The sequence below is a fragment of the Streptomyces sp. NPDC001450 genome (genome assembly GCF_053597295.1).
This window is the reverse complement of the sequence record NZ_JBSFHY010000027.1, coordinates 89949-109287: the sequence shown is the minus strand read 5'-3', so window position 1 is coordinate 109287 and position 19339 is coordinate 89949. Positions and strand designations below refer to the sequence as shown.

Here is a 19339-nt window from a genome sequence, read left to right as displayed (position 1 = left end):
GCGTGGCCGCCCGACGTGGCCGCCTGACGTGGTCGCCTCACGTGACCGCCTCACGTCGTCGCGACGAGCAGTTCCTCTCCTCGTGACGGCCGCAGGCCATCCGTCCGGTCGGCGAAGTAGCGCTCGCCGAGTTCCTCGGCCGTGACATGGCGGACCTCACGGAACCCGGTCTCGCGGGCCAGGGCCAGGATCCGCGGCGGTGTGAAGAAGCTGAGGAAGGGGGTCCCGGCGGCACGGGCGCCGTTCACGGCGGCCTGGAGCTGCGGACGTTGCTCCGGCTCGACGTCCGCCGGCGGCCGCAGGAAGGTCGTGGCCAGTGTGGAGCCCGCGGCGAGCGAGGCGACGAGGCGGAACATGGCCTCGACCGCGTCCCCGGTGAGATACATCGTGACGCCGGTGGCGGCCACCACCGCCGGCCGGCCGGGATCCAGGCCGGCCGTGACCAGCTGCCCCCACCAGTCCCCCTCGAAGTCGACCGGCACCAGCCGCAGCCACTCGGGGACGCCGTACCCCAGCTCGGCCAGCCGCTGTCGCTTCCAGGACTGCGGCCCGGGCCGGTCCACCTCGAACACCCGGAGCGTGGCGGCGATGTCCGGCCGCCGCTGGGCGAAGGTGTCCAGTCCGGCCCCCAGGAGGACGTACTGGTCGACGCCCCGCGCGGCCTGGTCCACGACGAGATCCTCCACGAAGCGGGCGCGGGCCGCGATGGACGCGCGGGTGCGCCGCGTGGCCTCGACGTCCATGTCCGGGCGGCCGCGCCAGTCCTCGCCCGGGGCCGCCAGCCGCAGCCCGATCTCGTCGTCGATCACATGCGGCGGCGGATCGGCCTGGACGTGCAGGGCCCGCCACAGGGCGACCCGCACGGCCGTGTGGTCCGCCTCGACCGTCTGCTCGTGCATGCCGTTCCCTCCCCGTCCGCCGGTCAGCCGAAGTCCTTCGAGAAGTCGAGTTCCTCGCTGCGCTCGGTCAGCGAGTACCAGTTGCCGTTGTCGTCCCGGAAGATCGCCTCGATGCCGTACGGCCGTTCCTGCGGTTCCTGGATGAACTCCACGCCCCGCTCCTTGAACCGCTCGTAGTCCCCGCGGCAGTCGTCCGTGCGGAACGCCCCTGCTCCCAGCACCCCCTTGGCCACCAGCTTCTTCAACGCCTCGGCGGACTCGGGGTCGAGGCCGGGACCGTCCAGGCTCATCAGGGCCAGCTCCACACCGGGCTGGTCCTTGGCGCCGACGGTGACCCAGCGCATGTCCCCCACGGCGAGGTCGCCACGCACCTCGAAGTCCAGCTTCTCGGTGAAGAAGGCCTTCGTGCGCTGCTGGTCGAAGGTCCATACGGTGGTGATGCCCAGGCCCTTGATCACGGCTCCGCTCTCCTGTCGGCAGGCTGCTGTTCCTGCTCGTCACCGTAGGCAGGGGCGGGCTCGGCGCGCTTCTTCGAAGTTGCGGTGTTGAAACCGCCGGCCCAGAGCATGGCGTAGCAGCCGGGTATGAGGGAGGCGCCGCGGCCGACATGCTTCGTGCGGTACTCGCTCGGGGTGAGCCCGGTGCGGGCCTTGAAGCGGGCGGAGAAGGTGCCGAGGCTGCTGAAGCCGACCAGGGTGCAGATCTCGGTCACGGTGAGGTTGGCCCCGCGCAGCATCTCCTCGGCCCGCTCGATCCGGCGGTGGGTCAGATACTGCCCGGGCGTCTCGCCGTACGCGTCCTTGAAGGCGCGCAGGAAGTGATAGCGCGAGTACCCGGCATGCGCGGCCACCGCGTCCAGGTCCAGGGCTGGGTCGGCCCAGTCACGGTCCATGGCGTCCTTGGCCAGGCGCAACCGGCGCATCTTGTCCATGAGGCCGATGGTGACATGGGGCACTGACAGAGGCCGGGCATGGCGAAGGCCCCCGGGGCGGACACCGACCGGGGGCCTTCGGCTCGGAAACTCAGACTGCCTCGATCACCGGAGCCGGAGCGGCATCCGCCTAAGCGCTGTCCGTCGAGGGCTTCTGCGGGCCGCCCCGGAGCGGCACCTCCGTCACGAACAGCGAGGCGATCAGCACGATCACGGCGATCACCGCGCCCAGCAGGAACGCCGAGTGCGTACCGGCGGACACCGCGTGCTGGTAGGCCTCCCGCGCCGCCGCCGGCAGCTTCGCGAGGCTCGCCGCGTCCAGCTGGGCCGACTGCTCGGTGATCTTCGAGCCCAGCGCGCCGGCCCGCTCGGCCATGACGTCCTGGACCCGGTGGTTGAACAGGGCGCCCATGATGGCGACGCCGAAGGAGGAGCCGAGCGTACGGAACAGGGTGGTGGACGAGGACGCCACGCCCATGTCCTTCATCTCCACGCTGTTCTGCGCGACCAGCATGGTGACCTGCATCAGGCAGCCCATGCCGAGACCGAGCACGGCCATGTAGAGGCCGGAGGTCAGCCGGGTCGTGTCCGTGTCCATCAGCGACAGCAGGTACAGGCCGACGATCATCAGCGCACCGCCGACGATCGGGAAGATCTTGTAGCGGCCGCTGCCGGTGGTGACCCGCCCGGCGACCATCGAGGTCACCAGCATCGCGCCGAGCATCGGCAGGAGCAGCAGCCCCGAGTTGGTCGCGGAGGCGCCCTGCACCGACTGCTGGTACAGCGGCAGGAAGAGCGTGGCGCCGAACATCACGAAGCCGGTGATGAAGCCGATGAGGGACATCAGGGTGAAGTTGCGGCTGCGGAATATGTGCAGCGGCACGACCGGCTCGGCGGCCTTGGTCTGCCAGAACACGAACCCGATCAGTGCGGCGACGCCGATGCCGATCAGCTCCATGATCCGCGCGGAGGTCCAGGCGTACTCGGTGCCGCCCCAGGTGGTGACCAGCACGATGGAGGTGATTCCGACGGTCAGCAGGACGACGCCGAGGTAGTCGATGCCGGCCTTGGCCCGCTTCTTCGGCAGGTGCAGGACGGCGCTGACCAGCGCCAGCGCGACCACGCCGAGGGGCAGGTTGATGTAGAAGGACCAGCGCCAGCCCCAGTTGTCGGTGATGGTGCCGCCGACCAGCGGGCCACCGATCATCGCGAGCGCCATGACACCGGCCATCATGCCCTGGTACTTGCCGCGCTCCCGCGGCGGGATCAGGTCGCCGATGATCGCCATCACGCCGACCATCAGGCCGCCGGCGCCGAGGCCCTGGATCGCGCGGAAGCCGATGAGCTGCCCCATGTTCTGGGCCATGCCGCTGAGCGCGGAGCCGATCAGGAAGATCACGATCGAGGTCAGGAAGGTGGCCTTGCGGCCGTACATGTCGCCGAGCTTGCCCCAGATCGGGGTGGCCGCCGCGGTCGCGAGGGTGTAGCCGGTCACGACCCACGAGAGGTGTTGCAGCCCGCCCAGCTCGCCGACGATCGTCGGCATCGCCGTACCCACGATCATGTTGTCGAGCATCGCGAGCATCATCGCGATCATGAGCGCGAGCAGGACCACGCGCACGCTCTTGGGCTGTTTCTCCTGTCGATCGGGTGTCCCCTGGGCCGCCACGGCCGCCTGTGTGTCCGCCATCTCTCCTACTCCCCCTGACGACTACTTACTTGCCGCCCGGCTAGTTCACTACACTGGGGGAAGGTAGACCTGTCACTAGCCGGGCGTCAAGTAAGTTTCCGCCGGGGGGCGAGGAGTACGAGGATGGGCGTCACCATGGACGGCACCAAGCAGCAGCGCCGCGGCAACACCCGCCAGCGCATCCAGGACGTCGCGCTCGAACTCTTCGCCGAGCAGGGCTACGAGAAGACCTCGCTGCGCGAGATCGCCGAGCATCTCGACGTCACGAAGGCGGCCCTGTACTACCACTTCAAGACGAAGGAAGAGATCATCGTCAGCCTCTTCGAGGACCTGACACAACCGATCCAGGACCTGATCGAGTGGGGCCGCAACCAGCCGCACACCCTGGAGACCAAGCACGAGATCCTGCGGCGCTACAGCCAGGCCCTGGTCGGCGCGGAACCGCTCTTCCGGTTCATGCAGGAGAACCAGGCGACGGTACGGGAACTGCGCATCGGCGACACCTTCAAGGACCGGATGCGCGACCTCAGGGAGATCTTCATCGACCCCGAGGCGCCGCTCGTGGAGCAGGTCCGCTGCATCAGCGCGATGTTCACGCTGCACGCGGGGATGTTCGTGATGCAGGACGTGGAAGGCGACTCCGAGAAGAAGCACGAGGCCGTTCTCGAAGTCGCCATGGACCTCGTCACGCAGGCGCACCAGGGCACCCACAAGCAGATCTAGTCCAGCCGCCCGGAGGACCGGCTCAGACGGTCACACCCTTGGCGCGCAGGAAGGCGACCGGGTTGACCGCCGAGCCGTAGTTCGGGGTCGTACGGATCTCGAAGTGCAGGTGCGGGCCGGTGGAGTTGCCGGTGCTGCCCGACAGGGCGATGTGCTGGCCGGTCTTGACGATCTGACCGATCTTGACGTCGACGCGGGAGAGGTGCGCGTACTGCGAGTAGGTGCCGTTGCCGTGCTTGATGACGACGGCGTTGCCGTACGCGGGGCCGTCACCGGCGCCGTTGGGGCCGGCCTTGACGACGGTGCCGCCGTGCGCGGCGACGACCTCGGTGCCGGTCGGGACGGCGAAGTCCTGGCCGCTGTGCTTGGCGACCCAGTGGCTGCCGGCCTGGTCGAAGCCGGCGGAGAGCGTGTACTTCTTCACCGGGTCGACCCAGGAGGCCGCGGACGGAGCTGCGGCGCTCGCGATCCCGGTCCCCAGCACGGCCGTGGCGCCCACTCCGGCGGCCAGGACGGTCACGCGGCTGCGAAGCGAGGACGTACGGGAAGAACGGGACGTGAAGCGCTGGAACATGAAGACCTCGTGGGCTCGGGGACAGATCCGCCACCCGGCGCACAGACGTTCGCCGGACGGGCCAGTCATTGGTAACCCGTCACCCCATCTCAGCCCAAGAGCCCATATCTACGGCGCAAGATAGTAGATGGGGTTAAAAACGCCCACTCCTTGACATAGCGCCCACCCTGGCCACCAGCCCTGACCACTGCGGCACTTCACGCAGGATTCCGGGATGAAAGGTCCCTTTTGCCCGAATAGAGAGTCCGACTATGTGGGTTAGTAACGGACATTTCACCTGTGCGCCATATCACCGGATCCTCAAAGCGCCGATTCGAGAAATGTGACGCACACCTCTAGCCACCTACTCTCCGGTAACCCTACGGTTCCCCTCGCGCCACCCTCGCCACAGATCATGCTCCTGACAGTTCACCGTTCAGGCCGTGCAGCGTACGGACGTGAGAGGACCCCCACCGATGACCAGACGCCCCTGGGCGCTCCGGATATCCGCCACCGCCGTCTCCGTGGCCGCGCTCACCGCGCTGGCCGCCCCGGCCGAGGCAGCGGACACGAGCACGACCAGCAGCGCCTCCGCCACCGCCGCCAAGGTCGACTACGCCACCTGGCAGAAGGACTGCCAGTCGGTCATGGACCAGGCCCTGCCGTACCTGAAGTCCCGCATCGCCGACGCCAAGCCCGGTGAGAAGCAGGCGATCGTCTTCGACATCGACAACACCACGCTGGAGACCGACTTCGGCTTCAGCTACCCGCAGCCGGCCAACAAGCCGGTGCTGAACGTCGCCGAGTACGCCCAGGAGCACGGCGTCTCGCTGTTCTTCGTCACGGCCCGGCCGGGCATCATCTACTGGCCCACCGAGTACAACCTCGAGCACGACGGCTACGACGTCTCCGGTCTCTACGTCCGCGGCCTGTTCGACCTCTTCAAGGACGTCGCGGCCTACAAGACCGCCCAGCGCGTCGACATCGAGAACCAGGGCTACACGATCATCGCGAACATCGGCAACAGCGCCACCGACCTGTCGGGCGGCCACGCCGAGAAGACGTTCAAACTGCCGGACTACAACGGGCAGTTGTCGTAGAGCGTGCATACGAGAAGGGGCCGGTGCTCGAAAGCACCGGCCCCTTCTCGTCGATCGTGACGCTTACGCGTCCTTGCTAAGGTTCGGTCCGGCACCGCCGGCCGCCTGCTCGACCGGCGGGACGTCGGGCAGTGCCGACTTCTCCTCACCCCGGAAGGTGAAGGCGGCGGCGTCGCCCTCGCCCTCGGTGTCCACGACCACGATGTGACCGGGACGCAGCTCGCCGAAGAGGATCTTCTCCGACAGGCTGTCCTCGATCTCGCGCTGGATCGTGCGGCGCAGCGGACGCGCGCCCAGCACCGGGTCGTAACCCTTCTTGGACAGCAGCTCCTTGGCGGACTGGGAGAGCTCGATGCCCATGTCCCGGTCCTTCAGGCGCTCGTCCACCTTGCCGATCATCAGGTCGACGATCCGCAGGATGTCCTCCTGCGTCAGCTGCGGGAAGACGACCACGTCGTCGACGCGGTTGAGGAACTCGGGGCGGAAGTGCTGCTTGAGCTCGTCCGAGACCTTGTTCTTCATGCGCTCGTAGTTCGACTTCGTGTCACCCGTGGCCGCGAAGCCCAGGTTGAAGCCCTTGGAGATGTCCCGGGTGCCGAGGTTGGTCGTCATGATGATGACCGTGTTCTTGAAGTCCACGACCCGGCCCTGGGAGTCGGTCAGGCGACCGTCCTCCAGGATCTGCAGCAGCGAGTTGAAGATGTCCGGGTGGGCCTTCTCGACCTCGTCGAAGAGGACGACGGAGAACGGCTTGCGGCGGACCTTCTCGGTCAGCTGGCCGCCCTCTTCGTAGCCCACGTAGCCGGGGGGCGAACCGAAGAGACGCGAGACCGTGTGCTTCTCGCTGAACTCCGACATGTCGAGGGAGATCAGCGCGTCCTCGTCGCCGAAGAGGAATTCGGCGAGCGCCTTGGACAGTTCGGTCTTACCGACACCGGACGGGCCGGCGAAGATGAACGAACCACCCGGACGCTTCGGGTCCTTCAGGCCCGCACGCGTACGGCGGATCGCCTTCGACAGCGCCTTGACGGCGTCGTTCTGGCCGATGACCCGCTTGTGCAGCTCCTCCTCCATGCGGAGCAGGCGGCTGGACTCCTCCTCGGTCAGCTTGAAGACCGGGATGCCGGTGGCCGTGGCGAGGACCTCGGCGATCAGCTCGCCGTCGACCTCCGCGACGACGTCCATGTCGCCGGCCTTCCACTCCTTCTCCCGCTTGGCCTTGGCGGCCAGGAGCTGCTTCTCCTTGTCGCGCAGGGAGGCGGCCTTCTCGAAGTCCTGCGAGTCGATCGCGGACTCCTTGTCCCGGCGGACGGCGGCGATCTTCTCGTCGAACTCGCGCAGGTCCGGCGGCGCGGTCATCCGGCGGATGCGCATGCGGGAACCGGCCTCGTCGATCAGGTCGATCGCCTTGTCCGGCAGGAAGCGGTCCGAGATGTACCGGTCGGCCAGGGTGGCGGCCTGGACCAGCGCCTCGTCGGTGATGGAGACGCGGTGGTGGGCCTCGTACCGGTCGCGCAGACCCTTGAGGATCTCGATCGTGTGCGGCAGGGACGGCTCGGCGACCTGGATGGGCTGGAAGCGGCGCTCCAGGGCCGCGTCCTTCTCCAGGTGCTTGCGGTACTCGTCCAGCGTGGTCGCACCGATGGTCTGCAGCTCACCGCGGGCCAGCATCGGCTTCAGGATCGATGCGGCGTCGATGGCGCCCTCGGCGGCACCCGCACCGACCAGCGTGTGCAGCTCGTCGATGAACAGGATGATGTCGCCGCGGGTGCGGATCTCCTTGAGCACCTTCTTCAGGCGCTCCTCGAAGTCACCGCGGTAGCGGGAGCCGGCGACCAGGGCGCCGAGGTCCAGCGTGTAGAGGTGCTTGTCCTTGAGCGTCTCGGGCACCTCGCCCTTGACGATGGCCTGGGCGAGGCCCTCGACGACGGCGGTCTTGCCGACACCGGGCTCACCGATCAGGACCGGGTTGTTCTTCGTACGGCGGGACAGCACCTGCATGACCCGCTCGATCTCCTTCTCGCGCCCGATGACCGGGTCGAGCTTGGACTCACGAGCGGCCTGGGTGAGGTTCCGGCCGAACTGGTCCAGGACGAGGGAGGTCGAGGGCGTGCCCTCGGCCGGGCCGCCGGCGGTGGCGGTCTCCTTGCCCTGGTAACCGGAGAGCAGCTGGATGACCTGCTGCCGCACCCGGTTGAGGTCTGCGCCCAGCTTGACCAGGACCTGGGCGGCGACGCCCTCGCCCTCACGGATCAGGCCGAGCAGGATGTGCTCCGTGCCGATGTAGTTGTGGCCCAGCTGAAGGGCCTCGCGGAGCGACAGCTCCAGGACCTTCTTGGCACGGGGGGTGAAGGGGATGTGGCCGGACGGGGCCTGCTGGCCCTGGCCGATGATCTCCTCAACCTGCTGGCGGACCGCCTCAAGCGAAATGCCGAGGCTCTCCAGGGCCTTAGCGGCGACACCTTCGCCCTCGTGGATGAGACCCAGGAGGATGTGCTCGGTGCCGATGTAGTTGTGGTTGAGCATCCGGGCTTCTTCCTGAGCCAGGACGACAACCCGCCGCGCGCGGTCGGTGAACCTCTCGAACATCGTTAATCGCTCCTCAGAGCGGTCAGGCAGTGGGGGGAACTTCCCCTCCCTGTCCTTCCGCAGCTTAGTCCCGCAAGCGGGGACCGCTCATTCCAACTGCCGACACCGTCCTTGGCCTCCTGACCCCGAACGCCGACATCTGCTCCAACCCGATGGTGCGAGACGATGTTCCCGCAGGCCAGGCAGTTACCCCACTCGCCACTACGCCGATGGCGAACGTGAGACGGCCCGTTCTGCGCGTCGCCCCCTCCCACTAGGCATGTCTTACCCGCAGGGACTGACACTCCATGCCGCGCGCACCGGTTCCCTCCGCTATGGGCGAACAACCTTGCGCCTCCCCGGACCCCCACACGCTCCCCTTTTGGGCACATTGCGCAATCGTCAGAGCACCCAGCGTAACTTGTGGCCCGGTTCGGCTGTTGCACTTGGCATGGCTGGCTCGGTCTCCATGACCTCCACTGTCCCCCTTCCTCGCCGACCGCTCGACCGGAAGCTCCCCGATCTTCCGGAGAACCCGGAACTACGGGCCCGGCACTGGTACGAGAACGATCTGGGCTGGCCGACCGTGCCCGGACGGCCGCTGCGGTTGGTCACGGGGCTGCGGTTCGACGTCCTGGACGTGCCGGCCGAGGCGGGAGCCGCGGCGCTCAGGCATCTCGCGCCGGACTCTCCGGTGGCTCTGCGAGGCGACCGGATGCGGCTGCTGCTGGCCGTCGGCAGTGCGGAGGAACTACCCGAGCTGCTGGAGTGGCTGGAATGGAGGGCGCTGACGCTGGACCTGCGGGTCCTGGGCGTGGGCGGCCTGATGGAAGCGCCGGTTCCGCCCGAGCGGGCCCGTAGCGGGGCTCGGCCGCGTCCTGAGGGGCTCTCCGCCGCTGTTTCCCTGCAGGGGGCCGCTGTATGGCTGCGGCCCCCCGGGCCGGGGGGCGAGGTCGAGGCCTCGCTGCCGGCGTTGCCGGCCATGGGGAGCCCGGGAGGCGCCCCCGATCTCGTACGACTGGTGGACACGGTGGCAGCGCAGTGCCACCGGGTCCGGCTGCGGCGCGCGAGCGCCCAGCCGCCCGCTTGCCGGCGAAATCAGCCGTTGGCCTTCTCGTAGGCCTCGCGAATGGACGCGGGAACACGGCCGCGGTCGTTGACCTCGAAGCCGTTGTCCTTCGCCCAGGCGCGGATCTGCGCGGTGTCCTGGCTGCCGCCGGAAGCGGCACGCGTCTTTCCACGCCCGCCCGAGGCACGGCCACCGGTACGCCGACCACCCTTCACATAGGGGTCGAGAAGGCCACGCAGCTTGTCCGCATTGGCAGTCGTGAGATCGATCTCGTACGTCTTGCCGTCCAGCGCGAACGTCACGGTCTCGTCCGCCTCGCCGCCGTCGAGGTCGTCGACAAGAAGGACCTGAACCTTCTGTGCCACCGGATTTCCTTTCATCGATAACGTGAGGGCCAGGGGTGTGCGGCGCCCGCCGTTTCGCCGCCCCTGTTATATGCAGTACTGCAGTACGTCGGAAAGCAAACCGCTTTTGCCGGAAAAACACAAACCCCTGGGAGAGGCCCAGGGGCCCACCCCGGCCCGGAAACATGCGCGTTTCGGACATAGGGCACCGGGGCAAAGACGATCACAGATGCAGAAGCATCCGGCTGTTGCCCAAGGTGTTCGGTTTCACTCGTTCGAGACCGAGGAACTCGGCGACGCCCTCGTCATAGGAACGCAACAGCTCCGCGTACACATCGGTGTCGACCGGTGTCTCCCCGATCTCCACGAAGCCGTGCTTCCCGAAGAAGTCCACTTCGAAGGTGAGGCAGAAAACGCGCCGAACGCCGAGCCAGCGCGCTGTCTCCAGCAACTTCTCCAGCAACTGATGACCGACGCCGGCGCCCTTGAGGCCGGGCTTCACCGCGAGAGTGCGGACTTCCGCGAGGTCTTCCCACATGACGTGCAGCGCCCCGCAGCCGACCACCTCGGCGTTGTCGTCGCGTTCCGCGACCCAGAACTCCTGGATGTCCTCGTAAAGCGTCACCGTGGCTTTGTCGAGCAGGATGCGGTCGCGGGCGTAGGCGTCGAGGAGGCGGCGCACGGCCGGGACATCGCTGGTCCGGGCCCGCCGGACGGTGATGGCTTTTGCGGTGACTTCGGGACGCTCTGCTGACATGAGCGGACGCTATCGCCCGGCGGTCTCCCCCGCCGCGCCGGGGTTCTCCTCTCGCGGGGCTTGGGGGGCGTCCTGGGTTTCCGGACCCTGGACGATGCGTACGGCGTCCCTGAGAGCCTGGCGCTGTTCCTCGCTCATCATCCCGAAGAAGGCGACGAGAGCCGCCGCGGGGTTGTCGCTCTGCGACCAGGCGTCGTTCATCAGAGCGGCGGCGTAGGCGGCTCGGGTGGAGACGGCCTCATATCGATAGGCGCGCCCTTCGGCCTCACGGCGCACCCAGCCCTTCTGATGGAGATTGTCCAAAACGGTCATCACGGTGGTGTACGCGATGGACCGTTCCTGCTGCAGGTCTTCCAGGACTTCTCGAACGGTCACCGGGCGGTTCCACTTCCACACCCGCGTCATGACCGCGTCTTCGAGTTCTCCCAATGGGCGAGGCACAGCTCAGAACAATAGTGGGAGATCCCGTCAATGGCGTGCCGGACGTGCACTTAGGTTACAAACGCGAACAAAAAGGGCGCACGACTCGGAAAGCACCGGGGTGCGAGGAGTCGTGCGCCCAGAGTCGTACGGTTCAGGCGTCGCCGGCGGCGGAGGCCTGACGTGCGCTTTCCGTGCGCGCGAGGGCGGCGTCCACGGCCGCGTCCTCCTTGGCCTTGGCGGCCCCGCCCTGGGTCTTCACGATCACCCTGACCACACCGATGAAGAACACGGCCATGACGACCGGGGGCACGAGCGCGGAGACGTAGTCCATGGGCTCCAGGGTAGCCAGGGTGGCCGGGGCGAAAGGGGCGGGGTGGGCGTACCGGTCGCTCAGCCGGCGGCGAGCTGCCGTGACTCGGCCGAGTCGGCCGACTCGGCGGGCGGCGTCGGCGGCTTGCGGCGGGGGAAGACCTCGCCCGGCGTGGGGATGGGGCGCTTCGGGGCCGCCGGTTCGGTGTCCGGGCGCTCGGCGGGGCGCGCGGGCGGGGTCTTGCCGGGCTTCGGGGCGGGCTTCTGAGCGGGCTTCTCCTGGTCGTCGGCCTCGGCGGCCAGGGCCTCGCCCGCACCGCCGGGAAGGGCCAGCAGGCGCGTCCTGGAGGGCGGTACGGCGGGGGCCGGGACCTTGCGGGCGCCCTGCGCGAAGCGTGCCCGTACGTCCTGCTCGGCGAGCGCCTGGCAGCGGTCCAGCAGGACGGCCGCCACGGGGTTCCCGCGCAGCGCCCGGAGCGCGGCGAGATCGTCCGGCGTCGGCCGGTGCCCGGCGCCCAGCGCCTCCTCGAGCAGGGTGAGGTAGCCGGCGGCGGTGCCCGGCAGGGCGGCGCGGTAGCGGCCCAGGTCGGCCACCAGGAAGGCGCGCAGCCTGGCCCCCTCGCGCATCGCCTCGTCGAGGGACTCGGCGAGGCGGAAGCAGTCCTTGACGTCCTCGGCGGACGCTCGGCCGGGGTGAAGGGCGAGGGCGAGAGCGCGGCGGAGCACACGCAGCTCCTCCGCACCGAACGCCATGCCGCCGCGGGATCCGTATGGCGTGGGCATGCGGCGACGCTATCGCTAATCGGACAAAAGTGACGAATCGGGATGCTGTGTCGTCGCGTGTCGCTGCCGGGTTTCCCCCGACCGGGGTCACCCGCGCGCGTGCTGCGCGCAAGCCGGGCGCGCGGGGACCGCGAAGACCGGCGCCCTCCACGGGCGCCGGTGCCTCACATCCGCGACACGTTCCGCTCGTACACCAGGCGCAGGCCGATCAGGGTCAGCCAGGGCTGGTGCTCGTCGATCACCGAGGACTCGCCCAGCACCACCGGCGCGAGACCGCCCGTGGCGATCACCGTGACGTCGTCGGGGTCCTCGGCCAGTTCCCGGGCCATCCGGCTCACCACGCCGTCGACCTGCCCGGCGAAGCCGTACACGACGCCCGACTGCATGGCCTCGACGGTGTTCTTGCCGATCACGTTCCGCGGCCGGGCCACCTCGATCTTCCGCAGCTGCGCGGCCCTGATGCCGAGTGCCTCCACCGAGATCTCGATGCCGGGGGCGATGACCCCGCCGACGTACTCCCCGCGCGCGGAGATCGCGTCGAAGGTGGTCGCCGTACCGAAGTCGACGACGATCGCCGGGCCGCCGTACAGCTCGTTCGCCGCGACCGCGTTGATGATGCGGTCGGCGCCGACCTCCTTCGGGTTGTCGAACTGGATCGGCACGCCCGTCTTCACGCCCGGCTCGACCAGCACCGCGGGCACGTCGCCGTAGTAGCGGCGGGTGACCTCGCGCAACTCGTGCAGCACCGACGGCACGGTCGCGCAGATCGCGATGCCGTCGATGCCGTCGCCCAGCTCCTCGCCGAGCAGCGGGTGCATGCCCATCAGGCCCTGGAGCAGCACCGCCAGCTCGTCCGCCGTGCGGCGCGCGTCCGTGGAGATGCGCCAGTGCTCGACGATGTCCTCGCCGTCGAACAGGCCGAGCACGGTGTGCGTGTTACCGACGTCGATCGTGAGCAGCATGGCCGTTACTCCGCCTCGCGCAGGTCCAGGCCGATGTCGAGGATCGGCGAGGAGTGGGTGAGGGCGCCGACGGCCAGGAAGTCCACGCCGGTGTCGGCGTACATGCGCGCGGTGTCGAGGGTGAGCCGGCCGGAGGCCTCCAGCAGGGCCCGCCCGCGGACGATCCCGACGGCCTCCGCGCACTCGTCGGGCGTGAAGTTGTCCAGCAGGATCAGGTCGGCGCCCGCCTCGACGACGTCGCGCAGCTGGTGCAGGGTGTCGACCTCGACCTCGATCGGCACCTCCGGGAAGGCCTCCCGTACGGCCTTGAAGGCCTGTGCGACACCACCGGCGGCCACCACGTGGTTGTCCTTCACCAGGGCCGCGTCGGAGAGCGACATGCGGTGGTTGACGCCGCCGCCGCAGCGCACCGCGAACTTCTCCAGCGAGCGCAGACCCGGCGTGGTCTTGCGGGTGTCCCGCACCCGTGCCTTCGTGCCCTCCAGCACGTCCGCCCACGCGCGCGTGGCGGTCGCGATGCCGGACAGGCGGCACATGAGGTTGAGGGCGCTGCGCTCGGCGGTGAGCAGGTCACGCGCGCGCGTGGTGACCGACAGCAGCTTCTGCCCGGCCTCGACGCGGTCGCCGTCCTCGACGTGCCGCTCGACCTCGAACTCGTCGGTGCAGACCACCGAGAGCACGGCCTCGGCGACCCTCAGGCCCGCCGCCACGCCGGCCTCACGCGCGGTGAAGTCGCCGGTGGCGACGGCGTCCTCGGGGATGGTCGCGACGGTCGTCACGTCCACGCCGCCCGCCAGGTCCTCCTGGATGGCGACGTTGGCGATGTCCTCGACCTCGACGGGGTCGAGTCCGGCAGCGGCCAGCAGCTCGACGAGCGCGGGGTCGAGCCCGCACTCCAGGTACTCCTCGTCCCCCTCCGCGCCGCAGGCGCAGCCGTCACCGCAGCCGCCGGTCGAGGCGAGGGGAAGGTCGTCGGTGCTCACTTGTTCTGCTCCTGAGGGCGCTGGTGTTGCCGGGTCGGGGGGAAGTCTGCGGTGTCCGTGGTGCGTACGGCCAGCGACCGGTCGGGATTGAGCCGTACGACGATGTGGCGCCGCCAGTTCGTGTCGTCGCGCTCGGCGCGGTCCTCGCGCCAGTGGCAGCCGCGGGTCTCCTCGCGCAGCAGCGCGGCGGCGACCAGGACGCGGGCCACGCACAGGAGGTTGGTCGCCTCCCAGGTGTCGACGCCCGGCTCGGCGGTCTTGCCGTTCTCCTCCAGGGCGTCGCGGGCCTCGCTGTGCAGCCGCTGGAGCTGGTCCGCGGCCTTCTCCAGCGACTCCGCCGAGCGGAGCACGCCGGCGCCCTCGGTCATGATCCGCTGGATGGCGAACCGGGCCTCGGGGGCGAGCAGCGGGTGCGCGGGCCTCTGCGGGTCCGGGACCGGTTCGGGCACGCGCGCGTGGAGGCCGTCCGCGGCGTGGGCCGCCGCGATGTCGGCGGCGATCCGCTCGGCGTAGACGAGGCCTTCGAGGAGGGAGTTGGAGGCGAGCCGGTTGGCGCCGTGCACGCCGGTGCAGGCGACCTCGCCGCACGCGTACAGGCCGGGGACGGTCGTCCGCCCCTGCGCGTCGGCGCGGACGCCTCCGGAGGCGTAGTGGGCGGCCGGGGCGATCGGGATGGGCTCGGTGACCGGGTCGATGCCGTTGGCGCGGCAGGCGGCCAGGATGGTCGGGAAGCGGTGCTCCCACATGTCGGCGCCGAAGTGCCGGGCGTCGAGGAACATGTGCTCGGCATCCTGCTCCTGCATCCGCCGCATGATGCCCTTGGCGACGATGTCCCGGGGCGCCAGCTCGGCCAGCTCGTGCTGCCCGACCATGAAACGCACCCCGTTCGCGTCGACCAGGTGGGCGCCCTCGCCGCGCACCGCCTCGGAGACGAGGGGCTGCTGGCCCTCGGCGTCCGGGCCGAGGAAGAGCACGGTCGGGTGGAACTGGACGAACTCGAGGTCGCTGATCTCAGCGCCCGCACGCAGCGCCAGCGCCACGCCGTCGCCGGTGGACACGGACGGGTTGGTGGTCGCGGAGAACACCTGGCCCATGCCGCCGGTGGCGAGGACGACCGCGGGGGCGTGCACGGCGCCCACGCCGTCGTGCTGGCCCTCGCCCATCACGTGCAGGGAGACGCCCGCGGTGCGGCCGTCGGCATCCGTGAGCAGGTCCAGGACCAGCGCGTTCTCGATCATGCGCACCCCGCGCGCGCGTGCGGCCTCCACCAGCGCGCGGGAGATCTCCGCGCCGGTAGCGTCCCCGCCCGCGTGCGCGATACGGCGCCGGTGGTGGCCGCCCTCGCGGGTGAGCTGGATGTCGCCCTCGTCGTCGGTGTCGAAGTGGGCGCCGGTGGAGATCAGCCGCCGTACCGCGTCGGGGCCCTCGGTGACGAGGATCCGTACGGCCTCCTCGTCGCACAGGCCCGCGCCCGCCACCAGGGTGTCCTCGAGGTGCTGCTCCGGGGTGTCGCCCTCGCCCAGGGCGGCGGCGATGCCCCCCTGTGCCCAGCGCGTGGAGCCGTCGTCCAGCCGGGCCTTGGTGACGACGACCGTCGTCAGGCCCGCGGCCTCGCAGCGCAGGGCGGCGGTCAGGCCGGCCACTCCGGAGCCGACGACGATCACGTCCGCGGAGATGGACCACCCGGGGGCGGGTGCGTGCAGTCGTATGCCTGTGCTGGTCACGAGGCGGCTCCGAGGGATCCGAAGGTGAGAGGGAGGTTGTCGATCAGCCGGGTGGTGCCGACCCGGGCGGCCACCGCGAGGACGGCCTCGCCGGTGAAGTCGTCACCGATCTCGGTGAAGTCGGACGGGTCCACGAGGGCGAGGTAGTCCAGCTGGAGCGGCGGGTCGAGGCGGACGGCCTCGTCCAGGACCTGGCGGGCGGCCGCGCGGACGGCCGCCGGGCCGCCGGGCGCGGCCGTGGCCACGGCGTGCGCGTCGGCCGCCGCCCGGGACTCCCCTATGGCGCTCAGCGCCTCGGCACGCGCGTGCGTGGTGGGCACTTCGCGGGCCCGCGCGCGCAGCGCCTCCTGCGCGGCGTGCCGGTCGCCACCGGCGAACAGCGCGCGGGACAGGGCGAGGGCGGTACGGCGCTCGTCGGGCGAGAGGTAGCGGTTGCGGCTGGACAGGGCGAGCCCGTCCTCCTCGCGCACGGTCGGTACGCCGACGATCTCGATGCCGAAGTTCAGGTCCCGCACCATGCGCCGGATCAGGGCCAGCTGCTGGGCGTCCTTCTGCCCGAACAGGGCCACGTCGGGGCGGGTGAGGTGCAGCAGCTTGGCGACGACGGTGAGCACGCCGTCGAAGTGCCCGGGCCGCGAGGCGCCCTCCAGGCGTTCGCCCATCGGGCCCGCGGAGACGCGCACCTGGGGTTCGCCGCCCGGGTACACCTCGTCCACGGAGGGCGCGAACACGGCGTCGGCGCCCGCCTGCTCGGCGAGCTTCAGGTCGGCTTCGAGGGTGCGCGGGTAGCGGTCCAGGTCCTCGCCGGCGCCGAACTGCAGCGGGTTGACGAAGACCGTGACGACGACCTCGCCGCCCGGGCCGGCGATCTCACGCGCGGTGCGGATCAGCGTGGCGTGGCCCTCGTGCAGGGCGCCCATGGTCATCACGACGGCCCGGCGGCCGTGGCGCACGCGCGCGTGCAGCTCTTCGGCGGTGCTCAGCAGGGCGGCGGTCATCAGGGGTTCCCCTCGGTGCTGTTCGTGCCGTTGATGCCGCTCGTGCCGTCGGCCAGCACGCCGAGCAGGTCCTCGGCGAGTTCCGGCTTCAGCAGGCCGTGGGCGAGGGCCCGGTCGGCGGTCGCGCGGGCCATCGCCAGGTACCCCGCGACGGTCTGCGGGGCGTGTCGGCGCAGCTCGGTGACGTGCGCGGCGACCGTACCGGCGTCCCCGCGCGCGACCGGTCCGGTGAGCGCCGCGTCCCCGGAGCGCAGCGCGTTGTCCAGGGCGGCGCCGAGGAGCGGGCCGAGCATCCGGTCGGGGGCCTCGACGCCCGCCGTGCGCAGCAGCTCCATGGACTGGGCGACCAGGGTCACCAGGTGGTTGGCGCCGAGGGCGAGGGCCGCGTGGTAGAGCGGGCGGTTCTCCTCGCTGATCCACTCGGGCTCGCCGCCCATCTCGATGACCAGGGCCTCGGCGGCCAGGCGCAGCTCCTCGGGCGCGGTGACGCCGAAGGAGCAGCCCGCCAGACGCTGGACGTCCACCGGGGTGCCGGTGAAGGTCATCGCCGGGTGCAGCGCCAGGGGCAGCGCGCCCGCGCGCAGGGCCGGGTCGAGGACCTTCGCGCCGTACCGCCCGGAGGTGTGCACGAGCAGCTGTCCCGGCCGCACGGCGCCGGTCTCGGCGAGGCCGGCGACCAGGCCGGGCAGGGCGTCGTCGGGGACGGTGAGCAGGACGAGGTCGGCGCGCTGGAGAACCTCGGCGGGCGGTACCAGGGGCACACCGGGGAGCATCGTCTCGGCGCGCCTGCGGGAGGCGTCGGAGACTCCGGAGACGGCCACCGGGCGGTGCCCGGCGAGCTGGAGGGACGCGGCCAGGGCGGGGCCCACGCGTCCGGCGCCGACGACGCCGACGGTGAGCCGCGCGGGGCGGTCCTTGAGGTCTGGCTGGTGGACTGTACTCACGCGACGGCGGCCTTCCCGTTCCAGTCCGCTCTGGGTACCGGACGATTTCTCGTCATGTTAACGCTATCGGGTCGGATCACGGCCGGTTGTCCACAGGCTGTGGGTTTCGCCACGCCTTCGCCGTACGGAAATTCCGCTGCCGCGCGGAAGCCCGCGGGGCATGATCCACGGCATGACTGATACGGCTGAGCAGGGTGACGAGCGGTCCGCGGAGGAGCAGCTGCAGGAGCGGCGCGCGGCCGGCTACCGGAAGGCGACGCGCGTCCTCGCGCGCATGGGCCTGCGCGCCTCGGTCCGCGAACGGCTCGCGCTGCTCCAGGAGACGGCGCACGAGGTGTACGACCTGGACGAATCGGCGGACATGTACGGCAACCGGATCGTCGCGGCCCTGGAGGAACGGGTCGCCGCCCTGCTGGGCACGCAGGCCGCCGCGTTCTTCCCGACCGGCACGATGGCCCAGCAGGTGGCCCTGCGCTGCTGGGCGGCCCGTACCGGCAACCCCACGGTCGCCCTGCACCCGCTCGCCCACCCCGAGGTGCATGAACGCAACGCGTTCCGGGAGGTCAGCGGCCTGCGCACGGTACGCGTCACCGAGGAGCCCCGGCTCCCCACGGCCGAGGAGATACGGGGCTTCGAGGAGCCCTTCGGGGCGTTGATGCTGGAACTGCCCCTCAGGGACGCCGGTTTCGTGCTGCCCTCCTGGGAGGAGCTCACGGACGTCGTGCAAGCGGCGCGGGAGCGCGACGCGGTGGTGCACTTCGACGGCGCGCGCCTGTGGGAGACCACTGTCCACTTCGGGCGGCCCCTGCACGAGATCGCGGACTTGGCGGACAGCGTCTACGTGTCGTTCTACAAGTCACTCGACGGCTTCGGCGGCGCCGCGCTGGCCGGCCCGAAGGCCCTGGTCGAGGAGGCGAAGACCTGGCGGCACCGCTACGGCGGCGCGGTCTTCCAGCAGTTCCCGACCGCTCTGTCGGCGCTCGTCGGCCTGGAGCGGGAGCTGCCCCGGCTGCCCGATTACGTGCGCCACGCGCGCGTGGTCGCCGCCGCGCTGCGCGAGGGGTTCGCCGAGGCCGGGCTGCCGTGGGCGCGCGTGCACCCCGAGGAGCCGCACACCCACCAGTTCCAGGTCTGGCTGCCGTACGACACCGACGTACTGGCGGAGGCGGCCGTACGGCAGGCCGAGGAGACCGGGACCTACCTCTTCGTCGGGCCCTGGGACGCCAAGGGGCCGGGGCTGTCCTCGGTCGAGGTGACCGTGACCGCCGCCGGCCTGGAGTGGACCGCGGACGACGTGCGAGCGGCGGTCGCGGACTTCACGGCGCGCTTGCCGGAGAGGGCGTAGCTACAGCGCGCGGGGGCGCAGCCAGCGGGTCAGGGCCTGGCGGAGCCGCCCGTGTACCGGGCGCTCGGCGAGGACCGCGCAAAACCGCCGGTGGTCGCGCAGCTCACGCATCAGGGCGCGGTCGTGGCGGCCCGGCGCGGGAGGTGCGGGCTCGCCGTGCAGGCGGGCGCGGTAGGTGTCGAGGAGGTACTGCTGCGTGATGCTCATGGCGGATCGCCTTCTCAGGACGTGGCT

The 19339-nt window shown here is 70.4% G+C and carries 21 protein-coding genes; 4 read left to right on the top strand and 17 right to left on the bottom strand.

What is annotated here, in order from left to right; genetic code table 11:
* Positions 1 to 50: 50 nt before the first annotated feature.
* From ACWC5O_RS27580 to ACWC5O_RS27565, 4 genes are all read right to left on the bottom strand, one after another.
* The gene (locus ACWC5O_RS27580) at positions 51 to 899 is read right to left on the bottom strand and encodes a class I SAM-dependent methyltransferase (RefSeq protein ID WP_450589755.1); all 849 of its coding nucleotides are present in this window, start codon (positions 897 to 899) and stop codon (positions 51 to 53) included.
* 23 nt (positions 900 to 922) lie between these two features.
* Entirely contained in the window at positions 923 to 1357 is a 435-nt protein-coding gene (locus tag ACWC5O_RS27575) for a VOC family protein (RefSeq protein ID WP_450589754.1), read from the bottom strand.
* Positions 1354 to 1821, bottom strand: a complete 468-nt coding sequence (locus tag ACWC5O_RS27570; protein WP_450589784.1) for a helix-turn-helix transcriptional regulator — start codon at positions 1819 to 1821, stop codon at positions 1354 to 1356. Before ACWC5O_RS27570 ends, ACWC5O_RS27575 begins: the two co-directional genes overlap by 4 nt.
* 139 nt (positions 1822 to 1960) lie before the next feature.
* Positions 1961 to 3520, bottom strand: coding sequence for an MDR family MFS transporter (locus ACWC5O_RS27565; protein WP_450589753.1), 1560 nt, complete (start codon positions 3518 to 3520; stop codon positions 1961 to 1963).
* A 123-nt stretch (positions 3521 to 3643) separates the two neighbouring features.
* On the opposite strand from ACWC5O_RS27565, the gene ACWC5O_RS27560 reads away from it, so the two are divergent.
* Positions 3644 to 4243 carry a TetR/AcrR family transcriptional regulator gene (locus tag ACWC5O_RS27560; protein ID WP_450589752.1) on the top strand — a complete coding sequence of 200 codons (600 nt, stop codon included), beginning with the start codon at positions 3644 to 3646 and terminating at the stop codon, positions 4241 to 4243.
* Between the two features lie 22 nt (positions 4244 to 4265).
* Here the strand turns inward: ACWC5O_RS27560 and ACWC5O_RS27555 are convergent, their stop codons facing one another.
* On the bottom strand, positions 4266 to 4817 hold the full coding sequence (locus ACWC5O_RS27555) for a M23 family metallopeptidase (protein ID WP_450589751.1): 552 nt from the start codon (positions 4815 to 4817) through the stop codon (positions 4266 to 4268).
* A gap of 455 nt (positions 4818 to 5272) precedes the next feature.
* On the opposite strand from ACWC5O_RS27555, the gene ACWC5O_RS27550 reads away from it, so the two are divergent.
* A complete protein-coding gene (locus ACWC5O_RS27550; protein WP_450589750.1) occupies positions 5273 to 5896 on the top strand; it encodes an HAD family acid phosphatase in 624 nt (207 codons plus the stop codon).
* A gap of 63 nt (positions 5897 to 5959) precedes the next feature.
* On the opposite strand, the gene ACWC5O_RS27545 is transcribed toward ACWC5O_RS27550, so the two are convergent.
* Complete coding sequence (locus ACWC5O_RS27545; protein ID WP_450589749.1) at positions 5960 to 8485, bottom strand: ATP-dependent Clp protease ATP-binding subunit; 2526 nt, start codon at positions 8483 to 8485, stop codon at positions 5960 to 5962.
* A gap of 448 nt (positions 8486 to 8933) precedes the next feature.
* Between ACWC5O_RS27545 and ACWC5O_RS27540 the strand changes: the two genes are divergently transcribed.
* A complete protein-coding gene (locus ACWC5O_RS27540; protein WP_450589748.1) occupies positions 8934 to 9584 on the top strand; it encodes an SCO3374 family protein in 651 nt (216 codons plus the stop codon).
* On the opposite strand, the gene ACWC5O_RS27535 is transcribed toward ACWC5O_RS27540, so the two are convergent.
* From ACWC5O_RS27535 to ACWC5O_RS27490, 10 genes are all read right to left on the bottom strand, one after another.
* A complete protein-coding gene (locus ACWC5O_RS27535) occupies positions 9563 to 9898 on the bottom strand; it encodes a histone-like nucleoid-structuring protein Lsr2 (RefSeq protein ID WP_145885753.1) in 336 nt (111 codons plus the stop codon). The genes ACWC5O_RS27540 and ACWC5O_RS27535 overlap by 22 nt on opposite strands.
* A 202-nt stretch (positions 9899 to 10100) precedes the next feature.
* Positions 10101 to 10634: an amino-acid N-acetyltransferase gene (locus tag ACWC5O_RS27530; protein WP_450589747.1), complete on the bottom strand. Its 534-nt coding sequence runs from the start codon at positions 10632 to 10634 to the stop codon at positions 10101 to 10103.
* Positions 10635 to 10643: 9 nt separating this feature from the next.
* A complete protein-coding gene (locus tag ACWC5O_RS27525) occupies positions 10644 to 11063 on the bottom strand; it encodes a BlaI/MecI/CopY family transcriptional regulator (RefSeq protein WP_450589746.1) in 420 nt (139 codons plus the stop codon).
* Positions 11064 to 11208: 145 nt separating this feature from the next.
* Positions 11209 to 11388: a hypothetical protein gene (locus tag ACWC5O_RS27520; protein ID WP_450589745.1), complete on the bottom strand. Its 180-nt coding sequence runs from the start codon at positions 11386 to 11388 to the stop codon at positions 11209 to 11211.
* Positions 11389 to 11447: 59 nt separating this feature from the next.
* Complete coding sequence (locus ACWC5O_RS27515; RefSeq protein WP_450589783.1) at positions 11448 to 12119, bottom strand: hypothetical protein; 672 nt, start codon at positions 12117 to 12119, stop codon at positions 11448 to 11450.
* A 194-nt stretch (positions 12120 to 12313) separates the two neighbouring features.
* Positions 12314 to 13111, bottom strand: coding sequence for a type III pantothenate kinase (locus tag ACWC5O_RS27510; RefSeq protein ID WP_450589744.1), 798 nt, complete (start codon positions 13109 to 13111; stop codon positions 12314 to 12316).
* 5 nt (positions 13112 to 13116) lie between these two features.
* On the bottom strand, positions 13117 to 14094 hold the full coding sequence (gene nadC, locus ACWC5O_RS27505) for a carboxylating nicotinate-nucleotide diphosphorylase (RefSeq protein ID WP_450589743.1): 978 nt from the start codon (positions 14092 to 14094) through the stop codon (positions 13117 to 13119).
* Positions 14091 to 15818 (bottom strand): L-aspartate oxidase, encoded by a 1728-nt coding sequence (locus ACWC5O_RS27500; protein WP_450589742.1) that lies wholly within the window; start codon positions 15816 to 15818, stop codon positions 14091 to 14093. Before ACWC5O_RS27500 ends, nadC begins: the two co-directional genes overlap by 4 nt.
* Entirely contained in the window at positions 15815 to 16816 is a 1002-nt protein-coding gene (panC, locus tag ACWC5O_RS27495) for a pantoate--beta-alanine ligase (protein WP_450589741.1), read from the bottom strand. The genes ACWC5O_RS27500 and panC overlap by 4 nt, the downstream gene beginning before the upstream one ends.
* Positions 16816 to 17760 (bottom strand): Rossmann-like and DUF2520 domain-containing protein, encoded by a 945-nt coding sequence (locus tag ACWC5O_RS27490; protein ID WP_450589740.1) that lies wholly within the window; start codon positions 17758 to 17760, stop codon positions 16816 to 16818. Before ACWC5O_RS27490 ends, panC begins: the two co-directional genes overlap by 1 nt.
* 172 nt (positions 17761 to 17932) lie before the next feature.
* On the opposite strand from ACWC5O_RS27490, the gene ACWC5O_RS27485 reads away from it, so the two are divergent.
* A complete protein-coding gene (locus ACWC5O_RS27485) occupies positions 17933 to 19105 on the top strand; it encodes a threonine aldolase family protein (protein ID WP_450589739.1) in 1173 nt (390 codons plus the stop codon).
* On the opposite strand, the gene ACWC5O_RS27480 is transcribed toward ACWC5O_RS27485, so the two are convergent.
* Entirely contained in the window at positions 19106 to 19312 is a 207-nt protein-coding gene (locus ACWC5O_RS27480; protein WP_450589738.1) for a hypothetical protein, read from the bottom strand. It abuts the gene before it with no gap.
* Positions 19313 to 19339: the final 27 nt, after the last annotated feature.